Source organism: Natronobacterium texcoconense (assembly GCF_900104065.1).
Taxonomy (GTDB): domain Archaea; phylum Halobacteriota; class Halobacteria; order Halobacteriales; family Natrialbaceae; genus Natronobacterium; species Natronobacterium texcoconense.
Map to the genome: position 1 here is coordinate 620,024 of NZ_FNLC01000001.1, position 20,453 is coordinate 640,476.

Sequence of the window (20,453 nt, forward strand, 5' to 3'; positions counted from 1 at the left end):
CTCACTACTCGAGCCACTCGAGTTCGTACTCGTCGGTGACCTCCCCGGCAATCTCGTCGAACCGATCGAACGCCATTGGCGGCGGATGCGGATGGCGTGCGCTAATATCGTCGGAGATGTCCTCGTGGTAACGGACCTGGACCTCCACGTCGTAGGGGAACTCTTCGGGGTCGGTGCCGACGAACCCGTGGCCGTCCTGCGCTCGGGCGAGGAGGCTCCGCCACTGGTCGGCCGACGCGAGTCCTGCCGATTCGACGCCGTGGGCGAAGAGGTTCGCCCGGATCTCGTCGTACGCGTCCGTGTTCTCGAGGTACTCCTCCATAAATTCGGTGTCCGACTCGGTGTTGAACGCCGCCCAGTAGGGAACAGAGCCGGTCCGGATCGTCCACCAGGGTTCGACGAGGGCAAAGGACTGGACGAACAGCCGATCGACCGACCGGTCTCGTCTTTCGTACCGGCGTCGATAGAGATCCGCGACGAACGGACTCAGATCGCGCGGATCGTCGAACTGGAGCCGCCGGAGGTCGTATCCCTGCTCGTCGGCGACCCGCTCTACGTCCTCGAGCAGCGCGGGCTCGAACCCCCACTCGGCCTCGAGGGTCCGGCCGTCGGGTTCCGGCACGTCCCACTCGCGGACGTCGGCGTCCTGTCGCTCGAGGAACTCCGAGATCTTCTCGCTGCCCTCGTAGTACTCCTCGGGTTCGAGCCCTCCGAGCCCGCCGAGCTGGAAACTGTGCCGGTCGCCGAGGTCGATCGCCGGCCAGTCGTGTTCGCACTCGAGCGAGATCACGGTCCCGCCGGGCTCGAGCACGGTTTTCAGGAACTCCTCGTAGGCCTCGCCCAGCACGCACGATTTCGTCCGGAAGTAGCCGAGTTTCCGGACCATCAGCCGATCCTGGTTGGGGTCGTGCATCTGGTGGAGCGACACGTCGGGGTTCGCCTCGAGGAACGGCTCGGCGTGTTCGTACCCCCATCGGATATCCTCACGGATCGCGTCGGGGTGACAGTCCCGCCGGACGGGGACGAGAAACGTCTGGGGGAGCCACGGGATACCCAGCAGTGCCGAGAGGAAGACGCCCGCGCCGTTGCTCGAGCCGACGATCACCGCCGGATACCCCCGCGTGGGGTACTGGTCGACGACCCACTCGCGGAAGCGTTCGACGTCGACGGAGTCGAGGTCGTCCGGCGAGACGCCCTCGTTCGCACCGCCCTGCGTGTAGATGGCGGTCCGGAGTCGCCGAGGGAGGTGATTGACGCGCTTCGCCAGTGGGGTTAGCCCGGGGTGAAGCATCCCGAGCCTGGGGAACTGCTCACCCCGGAGGTAGCTCGCCGCCGCCCGGACGAACACGGTCGTCGAGTCGAAGTTCGGGAGTCCCTGGGGGGTCGAACGATCGCCGGAGAGTAACTGTGAGATTCGCATCGACTGCGTACCGATGGCAACGACACTCTGTCGGATAATACGCGGGCAAGCATTGCACACTGCGGCGCGGAACTTACTTGAGAGTGAACCCCTACTTGACAGGTATGTCCAACGATGCACACGACGAGGGAACGTTCGACGAATACGGGGGTCGACACGTTCCGGAACCGCTCGAGAGGCCACTCGAGCAACTCGCCGCCGCCTACGACGAGGTTGCGACGACCGAGGAGTTCCAGGCCGACTTTCGGGACCACCTCGAGGAGTTCGCGGGACGGCCGACGCCGCTGTACTACGCCGGAAACCTGAGCGACCGCTACGGCGCGGACATCTATCTCAAGCGCGAGGACCTGCTGCACGGCGGCGCGCACAAGATCAACAACGTGCTCGGCCAGGCGCTGCTGGCCAAACGCGCCGGCCGCGACCGACTGATCGCCGAAACCGGAGCAGGACAGCACGGCGTCGCGACCGCGATGGCCGGTGCGCTGTTCGACCTCGAGACGGAGATCTACATGGGCCGAAAAGACGTCGAGCGACAGGAGATGAACGTCTTCCGGATGCGCCTGATGGGTGCCGACGTCAACGAGGTCACCCGCGGCGACGAGGGGCTGGCAGACGCCGTCGACGCCGCTCTGGAGGACTTCGCAGAGAACGTCGACGACACGCACTACCTCGTCGGCAGCGTCGTCGGCCCCGACCCCTTCCCGCGGATGGTCCGTGACTTCCAGTCGGTCATCGGCGACGAAGCGCGCGAACAGTTCCTCAAGCGGACGGGCGAGTTGCCCGACGCCGCGGTCGCCTGCGTCGGCGGCGGCTCGAACGCGATCGGACTCTTCCACGCGTTCCGCGACGACGACGTGGCGTTCTACGGCGCCGAAGGTGGCGGCGAGGGCGCGGACTCGAGCAAGCACGCCGCGCCGCTGGCCGAGGGGAAAGACGAGGTCATACACGGGATGAAGACGCGCGTCATCGACGACGACGTCGACGTCCACTCCGTCTCCGCGGGACTGGATTACCCCGGCGTCGGCCCCGAACACGCCATGTTCCGTGCCGTCGGCCGCTGTGAGTATACGGGCGTCACCGACGAGGAGGCCTTGGCCGCGTTCCGCGAACTGAGCGAGACCGAAGGGATCATCCCGGCGCTCGAATCGAGCCACGCCGTCGCGCGGGCGATCCAGCTCGCCGAAGCGGGCGAACACGAGACGATCCTCGTCAACCTCTCGGGACGTGGTGACAAGGACATGGAAACCGCGGCCTCGAAGTTCGATCTGTAGCTACGACCGGTCCTCGAGTACGGTTCGGATCCCGTTCGCCAGTTCTTCGCCCTCCGATTCCGCCAGCGTCTCGCGTGCCAGCGACAGCGAGACGCCGTCGTCCTCGAACCGCGGCAGGAGGTGGACGTGGGCGTGATCCACCGTTCCGACGAGCGGCCCACTCGTGTGGAAGACGCTGAATCCGGCGGGCTCGAGCGTCTCCTCGAGTGCTGCGGCGACGAGTCGGGCCGTCCGGAACACGCCGGTCGTCGTCGGTTCCGCGCCGGTCAGTACGTCTTCGTCGTGCGAACGGGGGATTATCAGGCTGTGTCCGGTGACGGCGGGGTTCTCGTCGAGAATCGCGATCGTCTCCTCGTCCTCGTAGAGGACGTGTGCCGGCTGGTCGCCGGCGACGATCCGGCAGAAGTCACAGTCCATGTCCCAAGCCTCTCGCGGATCCTATATGTATCCCACGTCGGACCGGGGCTTCGACCTGCCGAAACTCATACGGATTGCTGTACCGGCGAAACCGCAGGCGAAGTCGCGGTTACGCTGGAAATGACGTACAGTAGTCCGGATCCGTTGAAACCTCCAAGAGATGGCATAAACGTCGTGCTGAATAGAGAGCGCAAATGTGTCACGACCTGAGGAGCGATCAACGTGGAAGTTCGAGCGTTCAATTCAGGAAGCACTACCAGCCAAAAACATATACGAGAAGTAGAATTACTTACAGTGAATGACAGAAATGCTAACTCGCCGCCACCTCCTTGCTATTTGCGGAGTTTCAGCAACAGCAGGTTGTATGGACCATGTATTATCTGACTCTGAGTCTGGTTTCCGACTCGGGAGCATCCGTATAATTAATACGACATATGAAGATTATAAAGTCGATCTAAGAATTGAGAGAAACAACGAACGCGTGTACCACGACACCAGTGAAATCGATGCAGATAATGAAGTGTGGATTGAGCCAACGTGGTCATCAGAGCCAGCAGAGTACTATTTGTATTATGTTGTCAGCGGCGTAGATAAGGTACAAATCGCCCATTTAAGCCATGAGAAAGGGATTTCCCCTCCGCCCGAGGGAGACTGTCTCTTTGCAGACCTAGTGATTACAGAGGGACTAGTTCATAATAGCTCATTGACGGTTCGAGATGCCAAACTGAAAGAGGAGACCACCTGCAACCTCTAACTCACCGTTTAGTACGCATCTCTACTGAATGTCTTATTCACTTGGATCAACGTGAAGTCACCTCGATTGTCATACTGCACTCATCCTCTGTATTCAGCAGACCAATTAAAATATATAAATTTCCAAATAATCCAATGGAGCCAGTAGCCCGTATCAGAGAACGCCCGACGACTCCCGCAGCCGTTCGTACGTCGTCAGGTACTGCTCTAAGACGGCGTCCTTGTCGTACTTCGCGAACGCCTCGTCGAACTCGCGTTTCTCGAGGTCGCCGGCCTCGACGATGGCGTCGGCGAGTTCTTCCTCGCTCGTGGTCCGGAAGCCTCGATCCCACCCGACGACGAGTTCGTGGGCGCTCGAGTTGACGTGGTATTCGACGATGCCGACACAGCCGGAGGCGATCGCCCACAGCATCTCGGTGGGGAAGACGCAGTACTCGGCGGTCTGTGCGAAGACGTGTGCGCCACGGTAGGCCGAGATCCGTTCCTCGAGCGAGCACTCGCCCGCGAACGTGACGCGGTCCTCGATCCGCAGGTCGCTCGCCAGTCGTTCGTAGGTGTCGCGCTCCGGGCCGTCGCCGAGGACCTTTGCGGTCCAGTCGCGGTCGCGGTACTCGGCCAGCGCCAGGAAGAGGCTCTCGAGGTTCGCGCCCTCGTCGAGGCGTCGCGAGTAGATCACGTCGACTTCCTCGCCGACTGGCGTCTCCTGGATTCGATCGACGTCGATCGGGTTCGGAACGATGTCGACGCGGTCGTCGCTGACGTCGCGTTCCATGACCCACGTGGAGACGAGTTCCGAGGGGGTGACGATCCGGTCGGGCTTGCGAAGCGCCCAGCGCATCGCTCGATTGTCGGGGACCGCTTCCTGGCCGTACCACTCCAGAAGCAGTGGCACGCGTGTGAGAGTCGCTCCCCAGTTCGCCGCGATCACCTGTCCCGGCGGCTCCGGACTCGTGTGAACGACGTCCGGGCCGAGCGACACGATGGAGAACGGCAGCCGCGCGACGAACCAGGTGCGTGACTCGAGGTCGGAGACGAGGCCGTGGTACGTGATTCCGCCGCGTTCGAACGTCGAACGATCTCCTTCCCAGAACCGGGCACAGAAGACGTGAACGTCGTGTCCGGCGTTCTGGAGGAGTTTGAGAACCGTCTGGAGTCGTCGCTTCGTCTCGGTATCCCGATGGTGGACCGTCTCGAACGAGACGAACGCGACGCGCATATGGTGTCGCCACGTAGTGATGGGATAAAAAGTCACTTTTTTCGTTACGCCCGTCCGCCCGACGCCGTCGCTAACAGCGAATCGAAAACCCTTGAATCCTGGCCATTCGAGTCCGCTACCGGGACATCGAGATATTTTCTCGAGTCTCGAGTCGATCAATTAGTCGTCTTCGGTGACGTTGTCGACGAAGGCATCTATCTGGTCGAAGACACTTTCGTCCTCGTCGGGATCGACCGGGCTGTCGTCGCCGAGTCCGGGCGACTCCGTCTCGTCGTCATCGTCTTCGTCCGCCTCGTCAGCTTCATCGGCTTCGTCGTCGGGTTCTTCCGTTTCGGCATCGTCTTCGTCCGTCTCGTCAGCCTCGCCGGTTTCCGCCGTATCGCCGTCCGTATCGTTGGCATCTTCGTCTTCGGCTTCGTCCGTGTCGTCGGAATCGGTCGCCTCGTCTTCGTCCTCGTCGAGGGCTTCGTCGTCGTTACCGTCGTCAGTTTCGTTGTCCACGGGTGGATCGCCCTCGCTTTCTTCGTCTCCGTCAGCCTCGTCGGAGTCGGATCCGTTATTGCTCGAGGCGTCGTCGAACCCGTTCTCGCTGTCTCCTGGATCGACTCCTTCGCCGGGGCCGGGACCGGGCTCCCCGATCGGTTCGACGTCTCCCTCCGGCGACGGGGAGTCTCCGCTTGCAAACTCCGGCGCGACGATCGCGACGGTCGCTCCGAACGCGATCAGAACGACGAGAATCGTGACGACCAGCGTCCAGACCGAACCACTGTCTCCCGTTCCCGTACTCGCACCTGTCATCGCTCCCACGGATTCGGTCGACGACCTTTGTTAAGCACAGCAATGGAGCCGAAATTGCTCGAGACAGGTTCGCGCCGTCGGGCCTGCGTCGAAGCCAGGCGTCGCAAAGAGGGTGTACACGCGGTACGACCCCGTGTAAGTGGACGTTAGCCGAGTGAGGATCGCGATACAGTCCACGGAAGCCGTCAGGAGGCGGCTGGTCGACCGTCGAAGCGGCCGTGCAAACCGGAACCCAAACGCCTACCATCTCGAGTCGCAACGCTCCGGATATGAGTCGGTACGAGATCGAACGCTATCTCAACATTCGAAGCGCCTACGGTGCGTCGTTCGGCCCCGACGGTGAGCGACTCTCCTTCCTGATGGATACCACCGGGACGTCTCAGGTCTGGACGTTCACGGACCCACAGGAGTGGCCCGAGCAGCGAACCTTCTACGACGAACGAGTGACCTTCGCCTCCTGGTCGCCCGAACGCCCCGAACTGATCTTCGGGATGGACGAGGGCGGTAACGAGCGCGCTCAGCTCTACCGGCTTGACGCCGAGACCGGCGAGATCGAGAATCTGACGGCGATGCCCGACGCCAAACACCGCTGGGGCGGCTGGAGTCACGACGGCGACCGGTTCGCCTTCGCCTCGAACCGTCGCGACGAGTCGGTCTTCGACATCTACGTGCAGGATCGCGACGCAACCGGAGACGAGGCCAAACTCGTCTACGAGGGCGACGGCTGGCTCTCACTCGCCGGCTGGAGCCCCGACGACTCCCGGCTGCTCGTCTCGCAGGCCTACTCGAACTTCGATCAGGACCTGTACGTGCTCGACCTCGAGACCGAAGAACTCGAGCATCTCACGCCTCACGACGGTGACGTCCGCTACGGCAGTGCAAGCTGGGCCCCCGACGGTGAGGGGATCTACCTCGTCACCGACGAGGGCGACGCGGACACGCTGTATCTGGCGTATCTCGACCTGGAAACGGGAGACCTCGAGACGGTCACTCGCGGCGAGGGGTGGAACGTCGACGGCATCGCACTGGACGACGAGACCGGCCGGTTCGTCTACTCGCGAAACGTCGAGGGGTACACCGAACTGACCGTCGGCGAGTTCGACGAGGACGAACCGACCGTGTTCGAGACGTTCCCCGAACCCGACCTGCCGGGCGGCGTCGCCGGCGGCGTGAGTTTCGATCCCGACGCGGAACGATTCGCGCTGTCGACGACCGGCGACGCCGTGAACACGAACGTCTTCGTGGTCGACGTCGAGTCCGGTGCGGCCGAACAGTGGACGAGAGCCCCGACTGCGGGGATCCCACAGGAGACGTTCGACGAGTCCGATCTCGTCCACGTCAAGAGCTTCGATGGGTTGGAGGTACCCGGCTTCCTCACCCTGCCCGACGATCACGAGGAGGGGAACACGCCGGTCATCGTCGACATCCACGGCGGCCCCGAAAGCCAGCGCCGGCCGTCGTTCTCGAGCGTCAAGCAGTACTTCCTCGACCGGGGGTACGCCTACTTCGAACCGAACGTCCGCGGCTCCGCGGGCTACGGCGCCGACTACGCCGCTCTCGACGACGTCGAGAAACGCATGGACTCGGTCGCCGATATCGAGGCCTGCGTCGAGTGGCTCCAGGATCATCCCGCAATCGATCCCGACCGGATCGCCGCCAAAGGAGGTTCCTACGGCGGATTCATGGTGCTCGCCGCGCTCACCGAGTACCCCGACCTCTGGGCGGCCGGCATCGACGTCGTCGGCATCGCAAACTTCGTCACCTTCCTCGAGAACACGGGCGACTGGCGACGCGAACTCCGCGAAGCGGAGTACGGAAGCCTCGAGGAGGACCGCGAGTTCCTGGAGGAGATCTCGCCGACGAACAACGTCGAGAATATCGACGCGCCGCTTTTCGTCCTCCACGGCGAGAACGACCCCCGTGTCCCGGTCGGCGAGGCCGAACAGATCGCTGATCAAGCCGAAGCACAGGGCGTTCCGGTCCGAAAGCTGATCTTCGACGATGAGGGCCACGGCTTCTCGAAACTCGAGAATCGCATCGAGGCCTACACCGAGATTGCGGACTTCCTGGACGAACACGTCTGATCACGTCCCGCACTATTCGTCCGCATTCCTGTCCCAACAACCGGCCATCGTTTCCGGTTCACTGGTGTTAACCCACCCGTACGTCTAAGGCGCGTCCATGCGTTGGCGACGGGCGATCGGCGGGCTCGCAGCGGCGATCGTCGCCATTTCGCTTCTCGTCTACGGCGTCGGATGGAACGAAGTCGTAGCGAACGTGCGGGCTGCCCACCCCGCCGCGCTCGCCGCCGCCGTCGTCGCCGGCCTCGGAATGCTCGCGCTTCGAGCCGCGTTGGTCCGACGGCTGCTCGAGCCAGTCGCGGGTGGTGCCCGCGGCACCGCGTTCGTGACGGCCTACCTCTCCGGCTACTTCGCCCGGAGCGCCCTCCCGTGGGGCCGATCGACGGGGACGCCCGTGATGGCGTATCTGCTCGCTTCCGGATCGGACTCCGACTTCGAGGACAACCTCGCGGTCGTCGCGGCCGGCGAGGGGTTCAACGTCCTCGGAAGTCTCGTCGTCGCCGGACTCGGCGTCGCAGGATTCGTCGTTGCCGGCGGGTCGCTCGACGCGGTCTCGGCCGCGGTTGCCGTCGTCGGTGGCGGCGGACTCGTCGCCGCTGGTGTTCTCGTCGTGGCTAACCGAGGACTCGCGCGACGGATCTCCCTCGAGTTCGCGACGCGATGCGAGACTGTCGTTCGAAAGGTACCGTACTCGCGGTTGTCCCGGCAACGAGGGTTTCTTATCGATCGAATCGACGGCTTCTTCCGGACGCTCGAGGCGATCCAGGCGTCCCGCCGGACGCTCGCCGTGGCGTTTGGGATCGCAGTCGTGAGCTGGGTGTTCAACGCGTTGCCGCTGTACTTCGCGTTGCTCGCGCTCGGCGTCGACGCGCCGCTGGCGCTCGTGCTGATCTGTGCGCCGCTTGCGCTCGTGCTGATCTGTGCGCCGCTTGCGTCGTTCGGCGGCGTCGTGCCGTTACCAGGTGGCAGCGGCGGTATCGAGGTCGTGCTGGCGAGCCTGCTCGTCGCGACCGCGGGCGTCTCTGCCGGCGTCGCAACCGCCGCAGCGATCCTCTACCGGTTGACGACCTACTGGACACACCTCGCGATCGGCGGCTGCGTCGCCGTCGCGGTCTCGGCACTCGGAACCCGTCGGTTTCGTCGTTAACGGACGGAGAGCGAGAGAAAATCGTATCAGGAGATGACGCCGGTCTTCGTCGCGACGTCTCGAGCGGCCTCCTCGTTCATCCCGTCGCCGAGAATCGTGTAGCGGTCGCGGATCTCGTGGCAGGACGTCAGCGCCTCGAGGACCGTTTCGTCGTCGATGCCCAGTTCCGTGGCGGTCGTCGGTGCGTCGATACTGTCGAGGGCGTCACGGATGTCCGTCCAGAACCCTTTTTCCCCGCCGTGGAGGTACGCGGTCATGATCGAGCCGACGCCGACCTGATGGCCGTGCAGCGCCGCGTTCGGTTCCAGTCGATCGAGCTGGTGGGAGAAGAGGTGTTCCGCACCACTGGCGGGTCGTGAGGAGCCGGCGATGCTCATCGCGACGCCGGAAGACATCAGCGCCTTGGTGACGACCCAGGACGACTCCTCGAGTCCGGGGCGGATGAGGTCGGCGTTGTCGACCAGAATTTCGGCGGTCATCTCCGAGAGTGCGGCGGCGTATTCGGAGTACTCGACGTTCTTGAGCCGTTTCGCGAGCCGCCAGTCCATGACGGCGGTGTAGTTCGAGATGATGTCCGCACAGCCGGCGGTCGTCAGTTCCCAGGGTGCCTCCGCGAGTACGGTAGTATCGGCGACGACGGCCAGCGGCGGCTCTGCCGCGACGCTATGGCGGGTGTCGCCGTCGGGAACCGAGCCGCGATTACTGACGATCCCGTCGTGACTGGCGGCCGTCGGGATCGAGAGAAAGCCCATCGAGAGGTGGTGGCTCGCCATCTTCGCGATGTCGATCGCCTTGCCGCCGCCGATGCCGACGAGGTAGGAAACCTCCTCGGCCTCGGCGACCTCGATCACCTTCTCGACGGAGTCGAAGGTCGCGGATTCGATCGTGACGACGGCGGGATCGATCCCTGCAGCTTCGAAGTCTTCGGCGATCGGATCCGCGGCGACCTCGCGCGGCGTGGGACTGGTGACGAACAGCGGTCGTCCCTGCAGGTGAAGATCGTCGACGACGTCGACGACCTCGTCGAGGACGCCGTGGCCGACGGCGACGTTTCGTGGGAGTCGAATCCACTTCGACTTCTGGAACATATGCTGTCAACGGTGTGGGGGGCATAAAATCGTTCTCGTCGCACGTCCGCGGACACCGTCGCCGGGATAGTGGCATACTTGGGGCCCGAATTCCTTCGACCGACCAGTACAGTGAGACGTGACGTCGGCATTCGGTACGGTCCACACCTCGCGGCGGCGAGCGTCGGCTACGTCCTGTTCTCCTACGCCTCCGTTCCGGGAGTCGTCGTCGAGACGTTCGGCGTCGGCTTCACCGCCGTCGGACTCCTGATGAGCGGCGCGCTCGCGTCGTTCGTCGTCGTCCAGGCGGTCGGCGGCCGACTCGTCGACGACCGGCCGACCGTCGGCGTCTTGCTCGCGGTCGTGGTCGCCAACGCCGGACTCGCTCTGGTCATGGACCTGACCACCTCGTTCGCAGTATTGCTCGCGCTCCGGACCGTCTGGGGACTCGCCGGCGGCCTCGCGGTGACCGTCTGTGCGACCCACCTCTCGAGAGTGTACGAGGGACCGACCGCGACCTGGCAGCAGGGATTAAACGGCGCGATGTTCACCGGCGGCGGGGCCGTCGCTTTCCTCGTGACGCCAGTCGTCGTCGCCCAGACGGGCTGGTTCGGCGTCCACGCCGTCGGCGCGCTCGTCTCGATTCCGGCGATCGTCGCGCTCTGGGCGGCGCGTTCTCGAGCGGACCTGACGACTCCGAGGACCGCCGACGGACAGCAGGTAGCGACCGACGGCGACGCCGCGGAACTCCCGAGTCGCCTCGAGGTCGTCCGCTCTCCGATCGTGCTGTTGGCGGCGGCGTGTAACGTCGCCACGCTGGGGGCGTACGTCACGCTCTCGACGTTCGTTCCGGCGTACTTCGCGGATCTCGGTATCGTCGGGCCGATGAGCGCGTTCGCGCTGTTCGTCGCCTCGTTCGGCCGCGTCGGTGGCGGTATCGCAGTTCTCCGGCCGGACATCCACGACGGCCGGGTGATCGCTGGCGCTGCTGCCGTCGGGACGGTCTGTCTGTTCGGGTTGCTCGCCGGCACCGGGTCTGGGCAGACGGCGATCCTCGTCGTGCTCTCGCTGATCGCGCTCGCTTCGGTATCGTTACCCTTCGGAGCGATCTTCAAGACGACGGCAGCGGCGACGAGTCGCGACGCCACTGCCGTGGCGTTCGTCGTCGCGATCGGAAACGTGGCTGCGCTGGTTCTCCCCGCAGTTACGGGCTGGATACGCGACGTGACGGGCGATTACGGACTCGCGTTCGCGGTCGTCGGCGCCCTGAACCTCGTCGCCGCCGTCGCTGGTATCGCGATCGCTCGCCGGGGCTAACTTAGAGCGTGTCGGATCGCTCGGCGAGAGACGAACTAGAACGTGTCGAGAATACCGAGCACGCGTTCCTCCGCTTCCCTGTCCGGCCCGTTCTCGCGCCCATCACGGTCGCTCTCGAGGTGGTCCTCGACCGCTCGACCCATCGCTTCCTCGAGCGGCGTCGACTCCCAGCCCAGGTCTGCGAGTTTCGCCGTCGAGAGGACGTGTGGATAGTCGCGGTAGAGGGGGTAGTCCTCGAGGTCGATGTCGCCGGCCTCGAGTTCGCGCGGACCGGCGTGGACGATTTCGACGTCGGTCTCTAGCTGGTCGGCGATCAGTTCGACCATCTCGTCCAGCGTGACGATGCGCCGGTCGCCCGTGTTGTACGCCTCGCCGGGTTCGCCGCGTTCGGCGACGACTCGCAGGGTGCTGGCGACGTCCTCGACGTAGACGCGGTGCCAGACGTTCGTTCCGTCGCCGGGGACGACGACCCGGTCGAACCGGTTCACGCGGTCGATCCAGAAATCGAGTCGCTCGGTGTAGTCGTGGGGGCCGTAGACGATCGGCGGGCGGACCGCCATCGCGTTGACGCCGTTCTCGGCGGCCTCGAAGACCGCGCGGTCGCCCTCGGCTTTCCGGTTGCCGTACGTGTCGTGGGAGTCGTCGGTCGCCTGCTCCTCGGTACACGGCTCCAGCGGCGTCTCGTCCTCGCGCTTGGGAATCTCCTCGCGGCCGTAGGACGATCCGCTCGAGATGTAGACGTACGCCTCGCAGTCGTCGAAAATCCGGGTCGCCCTCCGGACGTCTTCCGGGTAGTAGGCCACGCAGTCGAAGACGGCGTCAGGGTCGACCGCGTCCGCGGCCGCCTCGAGCGCGTCGTCGTCAGTCCGGTCGCCCTGGACGTGTTCGACGCGGTCCTCGTCGGCGAAGGGGTTGTCGTGGTTACCCCGGTTGAAAATCGTCACGTCGTAGTCGTTTGCGAGCAGTTCCGTCACGAGGTGGCGACCGATGAATCGCGTCCCTCCGATAACGAGTGCGTCGTCCATGGTCGACGGTCGTCGCATCACAGGAAAACGATGACGAACCGCGTCGCGCTCGCGCCGGCCACTACTCGCGTCGATCGACCGCCGTACCTTTATGTACCAACTCGGTCCTACACGGTGACGTACCAATCGATGTCGCCGACAGTCCCCCTCGAGGGTAGCTGTAAACTTCGAGAACGTCCCGCGTTCGACCCCCTCGAGGACGTCGCCCGCGAGTACGCCGCCCTCGCGGACGAGTACGGTCCCCGAAACGTGCTGGTCCTGAAACGTCACCCGGCCGGCCTCGAGTCGGTCCGCGAGCGACTGGCCGCCGTCGACTCGACGAACGGCACGCCGCGCTCTCCCCGGATCGAGTCGGTCCCCGAACACGCCTCGAAAGTTATCGAGGAGTACGATCCGACGCTGGATCGCCTCGAGTACGAAGAACGTATCGAACTCATCTCGCTCGTGATCGACGGCGCGAGCCGTGACGTCCCCGACTACCTCGAGCGGGCGGCCCGCCACGAGAGCTTCGCCCGCGACGTGGGACGACTGCTGCTCGAGGCGACCCGCCAGCGTCGCCGACTCGAGGACGGAACGGACGTCCACGACTGCCTCGAGTTCCTCTACGCGATGAACGACCGGTTCCACGAAGAAATCGAGTCCCGCGGCTACGTCGAGCGAGCCGACGTGATCCCGCGAGCCGTCGACTTGCTCGAGGACGACGCCGACGGGCTTCGAACGCGAGTGACCGAATCGTTCGACGCCGTGCTCGCCCTCGAGTTCGAGGAGTACCGGGCCCTCGACAGACGCTACCTCGGCGCACTCTCGGCCGACGCACGGCTGGTCTGTCTCGGGGAGCGCCACGCCAGCGTCGAGCGAACCCGCGTCGAACCCGGCCGAATCGAGGACGTCGTCGGCGACGGACTCGAGGTCGAACTACTCGACGGGGACGCCGACTCGAGGACCGGCCCGCCACACCGCGATATCGTCCGATTTCTCGCGACTGGGGATCCGCCGAAGACCGGCGGCGACTCGAGTGCGGAAAGCGAGAACCACACAGGACGAGCCCACCGCATCCGTTCCCGGACCGCACGTGAGCAGGTTCGGGCGGTCGCCACCGAAATCCAGTCGCTGTCCGGGCGAGACGACTGGACGTACGACGAGTTCGCCGTCGCCGTCCCCTCGATCGAACGGGTTCCGGACACCCGACGACGGCTCCGCGAGGCGGGCGTGCCGACGGCGACCATCGGAACCCCGTCGCTCGCGGAGGATCCGGCGGTCAACGAACTCTACGCGTTCGTCGCGCTCCAGTGCGAGCGGGATCGGACGTCGACAGCGGACGCCGCTGAGGACGAATTCGCGCGCGAAGACGCCCTCGAGCGCCTCCGCGCCCGCGTCGAGGATTTTTCGCCCGATCTGCTCGCAGCGTGTGACGACTCGAGTGTCGTCCGCGGGCTCCGAGAGTGGATTCTGCGGACGAACCTGAAAGGCCGCATCGCGGCCGACGAGGACTGGGTCGACGCCCGCGAGCAGTACGAGGGCGTCCGTCGCGTCCTCGAGATCGCCGACTTCGTCGAGGAGACGGACCTCGTCGGCCCGGACTGGCAGGGACTTCGACGGATGTTAGAGCGGACGATCCGGTACGACGCGCCGTACGTCCACGCCGTCGAGACCCAGCCGCCGACCGGCGGCGTCACGGTCTGTGCCGTCGACGGCCTCAAGTACGACGCCTACGAGGTCGTCTTCCTGCTGGACCTGATCGACGACGCGTATCCCGGCGAGCAGTTTCTCACGCAACTGTTCCCCGACGCGTGGCTCCGCGAGATGCCGTCGTATCCGGCCGTCACGGATCCCTCGCCCGAGACGGTCGCGGAGACGTTCGCGACGGTCGACAGCCCGGAGGAAGTCGGCGACGCCTTCGAGACCTATCACGCCCAGCGGTCGCGGCGACGGCTCGCGCTCGGTGCCCGCGCCGCACGGAGTCGCCTCTACTGCTGTTCCTACGAGCGAGGTTCCGGCGGACTGCGCCGCACCTACGACGAATCCCGCTACCTCCAGCTAATCGCATCGACGCCCGGACTCGCCCTCGAGGACGCCGACACCCGCGACGAGGCAGCGATCCACGGCGAGACGAACGCACTCGAGGCCGTCCTCGACCAGCCACACGGCGAACTCGAGCGGGTCCTCCGGGAGGCGAGTACGGGCGGCGAAGCCGACCTCGCGGACACAGAAGAACTGTTCGAGGAGATTGCCGTCGTCCTGTCGGACGGAGACGTCGACGACGAACTCGCCGAAGCGGTGCGTTCGCAGTTCGAGTTCGCGGCGGGCGAGGTGATGCGGAATGACTGACGGGTCCGACGCTCTGTCGGTCGAAGCCCTTCGGTCCTACCTCCACTGTCCCCGCCAGTACGAGTTCGCGCACGTCCACGACCTCGAGGGGACCGGCGAGGACGACGCGACCGACGACCGCGTCTCCCTGCTTCGAACGGCGATCTGTGCCGCCCTCGAGACCGGCGAAACTGACCGGGAGACACTCGAGACGGTCGCAAAACGGCGGTTGACGGCGCTGTGGAACGACCACGACGAACCGTTTCACTCGCAGGTCCAGCGACGCCACGAACGGCGCGTTCTCGAGGCGACGCTCCGGGCGTACCTCGAACGTGCGGGCGTCGAACACGCGACCGGAATCGAGCAACTGCGACGAGACGTCGACGGGAACGCTGAACCACTCGTCGGGCCGGAAATCGAACTCTCGAGTACGGTCTCGGTCGTCGACTCCGACGACACGGTGGACGAAGACGTCGAAACCGAATCGGTGACCCTCGAGGCAAGCGTCGACTACGTCTACGGCGACGGCTCGTCGCTCGTCGGCGTCCGGTTCGTCCCCACGCTCTGGCCGATGGGCTATCTCCGATACCGATCCGAGTGGGAGGACGTCGAGGACCAGTTTATCGATCACTTCGACCCCGAGGCCGACGCGTTCGACCCCGATCCAGCAGGAACGTTGCTCGAGACCGCCGTCGCCCTCGACGGCCTCCGGAGCTACGCCGACCGACTCGGCCTGTCCGACCGAACCTGCCGGTACGTCTGGATTCCGCTCGCCGACCGCTCGGAGACGTCGGTCAACTGGGTGCGAGAAACCGTCGAGACGGACCTCGAGGTCGCAGATCTCACCGACGTCTACGTCGACCACCACACGTTCGGGATGACTCACGAACACCGCAACCGGACCGTCGACGGGCGACTCGAGTCGGTCGTCGACCGGATCGAGTCGAACGGCTTCGATCCGGGCGAGCAGTGGGACGACGTCGTCGACGACGTCTGTCCCGACTGCGAGTACCGGGTCTGCTGTGGCGAGTACGTCGGCACGGAGGTGACGTTCGATGGGTGAGCCCGAACGCGAGTCGGCGAACGACGCGCTCGAGCCCCGCGGAAACCAGGACGCGGTCATCGAGAGCACGGCCGCCTGTACCTCCGTCGACGCGGGTGCCGGAACCGGCAAGACCACGACGATGCTCATGCGGATCGAGCACGCCATCGAGAGCGGCGGGGTCGACCCCGACGACGTGCTCGTCCTGACGTTCGCGAACGAGGCTGCCGGCAGCATCCGCGACGCGGTCGCCGACCGGCTCGATCCCGAAATCGCGGCGTCGATCGACGTCTACACCTATCACTCGTTCTGTCACCGGCTAGTCCGGGAGTACGCCTACTACCTCGGCTATTCGCCGGAGTTCGACGTCGTCACCGACCGGAAGCGCCGCCGAATCGTCGCTAGATTGCTCGCCGAGAACGACTACGGCTTCGCCGCGGCCACCGGCGACGGCTCGCCGGCCGAACTCACCGGCGCGGTCGACGGCTTCATTCAGGAGATGAGCCAGGAGGACGTCTCTCCCGGCGAACTACAGGACGCCCTGCCGGACGTCCGCACCCTCGAGCTACTCACCGAGTTCGTCCTCTGGCTCGACCGTCGAGCGAACGAGGAGCTTTCGTTCGACGCCGAGGCGCTCCGGTACTTCAACACCGAGGACCACCTCGGGACCGCGACGGAGTCGCTGGTCGACTACGGGAAACTGATCCAGTACTGTCGTGAGAAGATAGCGGACTCGTCGGCCTTCGGCGACGGCGAGGTCGTCCGGGACGTCGACCGCTACCTCGGGGTTCTCCAGGACTGCGTGACGGGGACGATCGAGACGCTCACGCTCGATCAGCGTGAGACGAAACAGCTCCCGCGGGCGTTGTTCTGCAACCAAATTCGGCGCGAGGCGACCGATCGGATCGAACAGAGTCCCTTCGGCCGCCTGAAACACTACGTCGAGTTCCTCCGGCTCGCGCGCCACTACGCCGACGTCTACGCGGATTACCACGACGCCCTCGAGAACCAGGGGGCGCTGGACTTCGACGAACTCGTGCGGAAGGCGACACGGCTACTCGAAGACGAGGCGATCGCCCCCGAGATCACCGACCGGTGGGAGCAGGTCTACTGCGACGAGTTCCAGGACACCGACGAGACGCAGTTTGCCCTGCTCACGGAACTGACCGACGGCCCCGACCGGCCGTCGCTGTTCGCGATCGGCGACAAGGATCAGGCGATCTACGGCTGGCGCGGGACGGATCGCAGGGGACTGGACCGACTCGAGTCCGTCTACGACGATCACGACGCGGTCGAACTCGGGCTCAACTTCCGGTCGCGCCAGGAAATTCTCGACCTGACGAATCGCTGTGAGTACGGCCCACAGTCCTCGAAGACGCTCCGGGAAGCGGACCGGACGCCGGGCGAGTACGGTGACTACGACGACTACGAGCGTGCCGACGGCGAAACGGGGCTCGAGTCGCCGCCGGATCACGTCGTCAAGATCGAGAGCGCCGAGATCGACCGACCGATGGCCGAACAGGTTGGGACGACCGTCTCCCGGCTGCTCAACGGCGAGGCCGCGAACGTTCCGCGACGGCGACTCGAGGACGTCGCGATCGTCGTCAGGACGAACCGTCACGCCCAGGCCGTCGCGGAGGCACTCCAGAGTCGCCGGATTCCCCACGAGGTGTCCGGTTCGCCCGGCGGCGACGTCTCGCCCGGCATCCGGACGGTGCTGTCGTACCTCCGGATCCTCGTCGATCCCGATGCCGACGCCCACCTCCGGCGCGTCCTCTTCTATCGGTATCGTCTCCCGGAGTCGGATCTTCGGGTGCTACAGCAACAGGACGGACGGCTGCTGGACGCCGTCTTCGACGTCGAAAGCGACAGACTGGACCGCTCGGATCGCCTCGAGCGCGCCCGCGATCACCTCGAGACGCTCCGGGAGTACCGGCGAATCTACCCGCTCTCGGGATTCCTCCGGCGGTTCCGCGAGGTGACGCGACTCGAGTGGTTCCTCACGAACGACGAGCGCACGGAGTTCGAACGGATCGAGCGGTTCGTCGACGCCTACGACGCCGACTCGGTGCTTCGAACACTCTCCGTGGACTTTCTGGACGCTCTGGAGAACACTCTCGAGGGCAGCGAAAGCGAGCGAACGCGTGGCACGCACTCGAGCGACTGTGTGGACGTGATGACGGTCCATCAGGCGAAAGGGCTGGAGTTCGACACCGTCCTCGTTCCCTTCCTCTCGGACGAGGAGTGGTGCGTCGAGGCGGACTACGCCCAGCGGAGCCGCGAACGACTGCTCGCGGCGTTGCTTTCCGACGACGTCGACTCGCCGCTGCGTTCCGACCTCGCGGCCGAGACAGTCGGCGAGGAGTGGCGCGTGCTCCACGTCGCGCTCACCCGCGCGGAGAACCACCTCTTCCTGTTCGGTGCCGAGTACGACTACGAGGGCGAGGACGCACAGCTGGGCGTCGAGACCGCTGACGCCTGCCTCGCCGACGCGATCGAGTGGTCGACGGCTGGCCGACGGATGGACCTCTGGACGAGGTTGACCGAGAGCTTCGAGACCGTACGGGAAACCTACCCAGAGACCGTCGCCGACCGAACGACGGAACTGGCTCGCTCGAGCGGCGTAACGCCCGGATCGATCACCTACTACGCCGACTACGAGGACCGGCAGGTCGAACCGCTGCGAACGCGGGAGGCCATCGAGACGGTCCACCAGTTAGGTCGATTACTGCGCGACGACGCCCTGTTGCCCGCGGCCGACGCAGCGAGCCACGCCAATGGACGCGGGGAGGGCCTTCGGATTCCGGGCGACCGACGGTTGTCGACGCTGACCGACGATACCGTCCGGTTCCCGGTCGAGACGCTCTCGGACGCGACCGAACTTCCGGTCGCGATCGCTCACAGCTACACCGCGATGGAGACTCACGACACGTGTCGGCGAAAGCACTACCTCGATCACGTCGTCCGGGCGATCGACGATCCGGACGCTCGAGGCGAGGCGTCGGCCGGCGACAGCGGCTCGCGGACCGTCGGTACCGTCTTCCACGACGTCGCAGAAGAGGCGTTCTACCGCGAGTACGAGAGCCTCGAGGAGTGGCGCGAGGCGGCGACCCGGCAGCTGACCGCTCGAGGGCTGACCGACCACCGCGAGGACGTACTGGCCTGCGTCGATCGCTACTTCGAGGCCACAGCGGACGGTTTCGCTCGTCCAGTCGTCGACTGGGACCAACTCGCGGCCGAACTGCCGTTCTCGCTCGAGGATGCTGACGGCGTCACTGGAAACGTGATCGGCTACGTCGACTCGGTTCGTCGGACGCCCGACGGCGAACTCGTCGTACTCGACTACAAGGCGACCGCCGAGCGTGTCGAGCCGTCCGATGCCATCCAACTCGTGCTGTACGCCCGCGCCTGCGAACAACGGTTCGACGAGCCCGTGTCCGCCGTCGGCTACGTCTACGTTGGCGAGGTCGACTCGAGTCCGCGGGTCGACCTGTTCGCTCCCGACTCCGACGAACTGCCGGAGTGGTCGTCGGTGCTCGAGACGCTCGCGGCCGTCGACGATCCGGGCTACCTCGAGACGACGCCGGGCGATCACTGTCGGTACTGTCCGCATCGGTCGCTTGGCTGTGGGCCGGACGAGTTCGAAAAGGAGCGGAAGCCGGTCAGAGAGACATGAGGACGACCGCGAGCACGGCGAAGAAGATGCTCAATCCCTTTCGAGCCGTCACGTTTTCGTCGAACGCGACGATCCCGATGACGGAACTGACGGCGATAAAGAGGCCGTAGATCGGGACGACGACGCTGACGGGGCCGAGCTCGAGCGCGCGGTAGTACGCCAGGATGCCGATGGCGAGCAGAATTCCCCAGGCAAGAATGTACCGCGTTTTCGGATGCGAGAGGTACGTCGTCGGGGAAGTGCCCCGATAGACCAGAATTGCACCCAGCAGGACGAACATGATCGAGTTCGAGATGAAGACGGCCGTCGTACTGGGGATCGTCTCCATCGCGACCTTCAGCAGTGGTGCGACGAGGCTGTACGCGGCGAACGCCACGAGCGCGAACACGAGGTAGCGTCTCATTCACCATCACCCGTGCTGAACCAGATTGCGAGCACTGCACAGCCGATGCCTGCTGCCCGCGTCGCGGTCAGCGATTCGTCGAGAAAGAGGATGCCGAGCACCGAACTCCCGACGATGAACATCCCGAAGATGGGGACGACGATGCTTACCGGTCCCGCCTCGAGAGCGGCGGTGTAGGAGAGGATGCCGACCGTGAGGAAGACGCCGGCGACGTAGACGTAGACGGCCTCTCGCGTGAACGCGTAGCTGGGATCGGCAGTTCCCGTGGCCAGCATGACGCCCGTCGCGATGACGAGAAAGACCGCCGTCGCAAGAAAGAGTCCCGGCGTAGGTGGCACCTCTCTCGTAACGATGCTCATCACTGGCGCAACAACCGCGTACGCGAGAAGTGCAACCAGTACCCACAGCAGATAGTCCATACGTCGGGACAGCCACTACGTCGGCTTAACCGTTGATGCTCTCGCGCTCGCTTCCGATACGTGCGCTTATGTCGGTCGAACCGAACGATTCGGT

16 protein-coding genes are annotated in these 20,453 nt (G+C 65.1%); 8 read left to right on the forward strand and 8 right to left on the reverse strand.

Features of this window, described 5'->3' with window-relative positions:
* Window positions 1-4: 4 nt before the first annotated feature.
* Window positions 5-1,420 (reverse strand): hypothetical protein, encoded by a 1,416-nt coding sequence (locus tag BLR35_RS03280; RefSeq protein WP_090377316.1) that lies wholly within the window; start codon window positions 1,418-1,420, stop codon window positions 5-7.
* 104 nt (window positions 1,421-1,524) lie between these two features.
* On the opposite strand from BLR35_RS03280, the gene trpB reads away from it, so the two are divergent.
* Window positions 1,525-2,691 (forward strand): tryptophan synthase subunit beta, encoded by a 1,167-nt coding sequence (gene trpB / locus BLR35_RS03285; RefSeq protein WP_090377318.1) that lies wholly within the window; start codon window positions 1,525-1,527, stop codon window positions 2,689-2,691.
* Here trpB and BLR35_RS03290 read toward each other — a convergent pair whose 3' ends face one another.
* The gene (locus tag BLR35_RS03290; protein ID WP_090377321.1) at window positions 2,692-3,108 is read right to left on the reverse strand and encodes an HIT family protein; all 417 of its coding nucleotides are present in this window, start codon (window positions 3,106-3,108) and stop codon (window positions 2,692-2,694) included.
* A 298-nt stretch (window positions 3,109-3,406) separates the two neighbouring features.
* Here BLR35_RS03290 and BLR35_RS20160 point away from each other — a divergent pair, with 298 nt between their 5' ends.
* Window positions 3,407-3,862 (forward strand): hypothetical protein, encoded by a 456-nt coding sequence (locus tag BLR35_RS20160; RefSeq protein ID WP_139169227.1) that lies wholly within the window; start codon window positions 3,407-3,409, stop codon window positions 3,860-3,862.
* Window positions 3,863-4,015: 153 nt separating this feature from the next.
* Here the strand turns inward: BLR35_RS20160 and BLR35_RS03295 are convergent, their stop codons facing one another.
* Together BLR35_RS03295 and BLR35_RS03300 are read right to left on the reverse strand one after the other, a co-directional pair.
* Entirely contained in the window at window positions 4,016-5,077 is a 1,062-nt protein-coding gene (locus tag BLR35_RS03295) for a glycosyltransferase family 4 protein (RefSeq protein WP_090377323.1), read from the reverse strand.
* Window positions 5,078-5,236: 159 nt separating this feature from the next.
* Window positions 5,237-5,875 (reverse strand): hypothetical protein, encoded by a 639-nt coding sequence (locus BLR35_RS03300; protein ID WP_090377326.1) that lies wholly within the window; start codon window positions 5,873-5,875, stop codon window positions 5,237-5,239.
* 269 nt (window positions 5,876-6,144) lie between these two features.
* On the opposite strand from BLR35_RS03300, the gene BLR35_RS03305 reads away from it, so the two are divergent.
* Window positions 6,145-7,959, forward strand: a complete 1,815-nt coding sequence (locus BLR35_RS03305) for a S9 family peptidase (RefSeq protein WP_090377328.1) — start codon at window positions 6,145-6,147, stop codon at window positions 7,957-7,959.
* 97 nt (window positions 7,960-8,056) lie between these two features.
* Complete coding sequence (locus BLR35_RS03310) at window positions 8,057-9,103, forward strand: lysylphosphatidylglycerol synthase transmembrane domain-containing protein (RefSeq protein WP_090377331.1); 1,047 nt, start codon at window positions 8,057-8,059, stop codon at window positions 9,101-9,103.
* Window positions 9,104-9,129: 26 nt separating this feature from the next.
* On the opposite strand, the gene BLR35_RS03315 is transcribed toward BLR35_RS03310, so the two are convergent.
* A complete protein-coding gene (locus BLR35_RS03315; RefSeq protein ID WP_090377334.1) occupies window positions 9,130-10,191 on the reverse strand; it encodes an NAD(P)-dependent glycerol-1-phosphate dehydrogenase in 1,062 nt (353 codons plus the stop codon).
* Window positions 10,192-10,302: 111 nt separating this feature from the next.
* Here BLR35_RS03315 and BLR35_RS03320 point away from each other — a divergent pair, with 111 nt between their 5' ends.
* Window positions 10,303-11,487 carry an MFS transporter gene (locus tag BLR35_RS03320; RefSeq protein ID WP_090377337.1) on the forward strand — a complete coding sequence of 395 codons (1,185 nt, stop codon included), beginning with the start codon at window positions 10,303-10,305 and terminating at the stop codon, window positions 11,485-11,487.
* Window positions 11,488-11,522: 35 nt separating this feature from the next.
* Here BLR35_RS03320 and BLR35_RS03325 read toward each other — a convergent pair whose 3' ends face one another.
* Window positions 11,523-12,512, reverse strand: a complete 990-nt coding sequence (locus tag BLR35_RS03325) for an NAD-dependent epimerase/dehydratase family protein (protein WP_090377340.1) — start codon at window positions 12,510-12,512, stop codon at window positions 11,523-11,525.
* A 129-nt stretch (window positions 12,513-12,641) separates the two neighbouring features.
* On the opposite strand from BLR35_RS03325, the gene BLR35_RS03330 reads away from it, so the two are divergent.
* Genes BLR35_RS03330 through BLR35_RS03340 form a run of 3 tightly spaced genes read left to right on the forward strand, consistent with a single transcriptional unit; the run spans window position 12,642 to window position 19,537 of the window.
* Window positions 12,642-14,840 carry a PD-(D/E)XK nuclease family protein gene (locus BLR35_RS03330; protein ID WP_090379627.1) on the forward strand — a complete coding sequence of 733 codons (2,199 nt, stop codon included), beginning with the start codon at window positions 12,642-12,644 and terminating at the stop codon, window positions 14,838-14,840.
* The gene (locus BLR35_RS03335) at window positions 14,833-15,882 is read left to right on the forward strand and encodes a PD-(D/E)XK nuclease family protein (protein WP_090377343.1); all 1,050 of its coding nucleotides are present in this window, start codon (window positions 14,833-14,835) and stop codon (window positions 15,880-15,882) included. Before BLR35_RS03330 ends, BLR35_RS03335 begins: the two co-directional genes overlap by 8 nt.
* Complete coding sequence (locus BLR35_RS03340; protein WP_090377345.1) at window positions 15,875-19,537, forward strand: UvrD-helicase domain-containing protein; 3,663 nt, start codon at window positions 15,875-15,877, stop codon at window positions 19,535-19,537. Before BLR35_RS03335 ends, BLR35_RS03340 begins: the two co-directional genes overlap by 8 nt.
* Here the strand turns inward: BLR35_RS03340 and BLR35_RS03345 are convergent.
* A complete protein-coding gene (locus tag BLR35_RS03345) occupies window positions 19,524-19,940 on the reverse strand; it encodes an EamA family transporter (RefSeq protein ID WP_090377348.1) in 417 nt (138 codons plus the stop codon). The two genes, BLR35_RS03340 and BLR35_RS03345, sit on opposite strands and share 14 nt — an antisense overlap.
* Window positions 19,937-20,359 carry an EamA family transporter gene (locus tag BLR35_RS03350; protein ID WP_090377351.1) on the reverse strand — a complete coding sequence of 141 codons (423 nt, stop codon included), beginning with the start codon at window positions 20,357-20,359 and terminating at the stop codon, window positions 19,937-19,939. The genes BLR35_RS03345 and BLR35_RS03350 overlap by 4 nt, the downstream gene beginning before the upstream one ends.
* Window positions 20,360-20,453 lie beyond the last annotated feature (94 nt).

Bases quoted from the DNA above. Each gene is read 5' to 3' on its own strand.
- BLR35_RS03335 (WP_090377343.1), top strand. From the start codon at position 14,833: ATGACTGACGGGTCCGACGCTCTGTCGGTCGAAGCCCTTCGGTCCTAC.
- BLR35_RS03315 (WP_090377334.1), bottom strand. From the start codon at position 10,191: ATGTTCCAGAAGTCGAAGTGGATTCGACTCCCACGAAACGTCGCCGTC.
- BLR35_RS03340 (WP_090377345.1), top strand. From the start codon at position 15,875: ATGGGTGAGCCCGAACGCGAGTCGGCGAACGACGCGCTCGAGCCCCGC.
- BLR35_RS03325 (WP_090377340.1), bottom strand. From the start codon at position 12,512: ATGGACGACGCACTCGTTATCGGAGGGACGCGATTCATCGGTCGCCAC.
- BLR35_RS20160 (WP_139169227.1), top strand. From the start codon at position 3,407: ATGACAGAAATGCTAACTCGCCGCCACCTCCTTGCTATTTGCGGAGTT.
- BLR35_RS03290 (WP_090377321.1), bottom strand. From the start codon at position 3,108: ATGGACTGTGACTTCTGCCGGATCGTCGCCGGCGACCAGCCGGCACAC.
- trpB (WP_090377318.1), top strand. From the start codon at position 1,525: ATGTCCAACGATGCACACGACGAGGGAACGTTCGACGAATACGGGGGT.
- BLR35_RS03295 (WP_090377323.1), bottom strand. From the start codon at position 5,077: ATGCGCGTCGCGTTCGTCTCGTTCGAGACGGTCCACCATCGGGATACC.
- BLR35_RS03305 (WP_090377328.1), top strand. From the start codon at position 6,145: ATGAGTCGGTACGAGATCGAACGCTATCTCAACATTCGAAGCGCCTAC.
- BLR35_RS03330 (WP_090379627.1), top strand. From the start codon at position 12,642: ATGTCGCCGACAGTCCCCCTCGAGGGTAGCTGTAAACTTCGAGAACGT.
- BLR35_RS03345 (WP_090377348.1), bottom strand. From the start codon at position 19,940: ATGAGACGCTACCTCGTGTTCGCGCTCGTGGCGTTCGCCGCGTACAGC.
- BLR35_RS03280 (WP_090377316.1), bottom strand. From the start codon at position 1,420: ATGCGAATCTCACAGTTACTCTCCGGCGATCGTTCGACCCCCCAGGGA.
- BLR35_RS03300 (WP_090377326.1), bottom strand. From the start codon at position 5,875: ATGACAGGTGCGAGTACGGGAACGGGAGACAGTGGTTCGGTCTGGACG.
- BLR35_RS03310 (WP_090377331.1), top strand. From the start codon at position 8,057: ATGCGTTGGCGACGGGCGATCGGCGGGCTCGCAGCGGCGATCGTCGCC.
- BLR35_RS03350 (WP_090377351.1), bottom strand. From the start codon at position 20,359: ATGGACTATCTGCTGTGGGTACTGGTTGCACTTCTCGCGTACGCGGTT.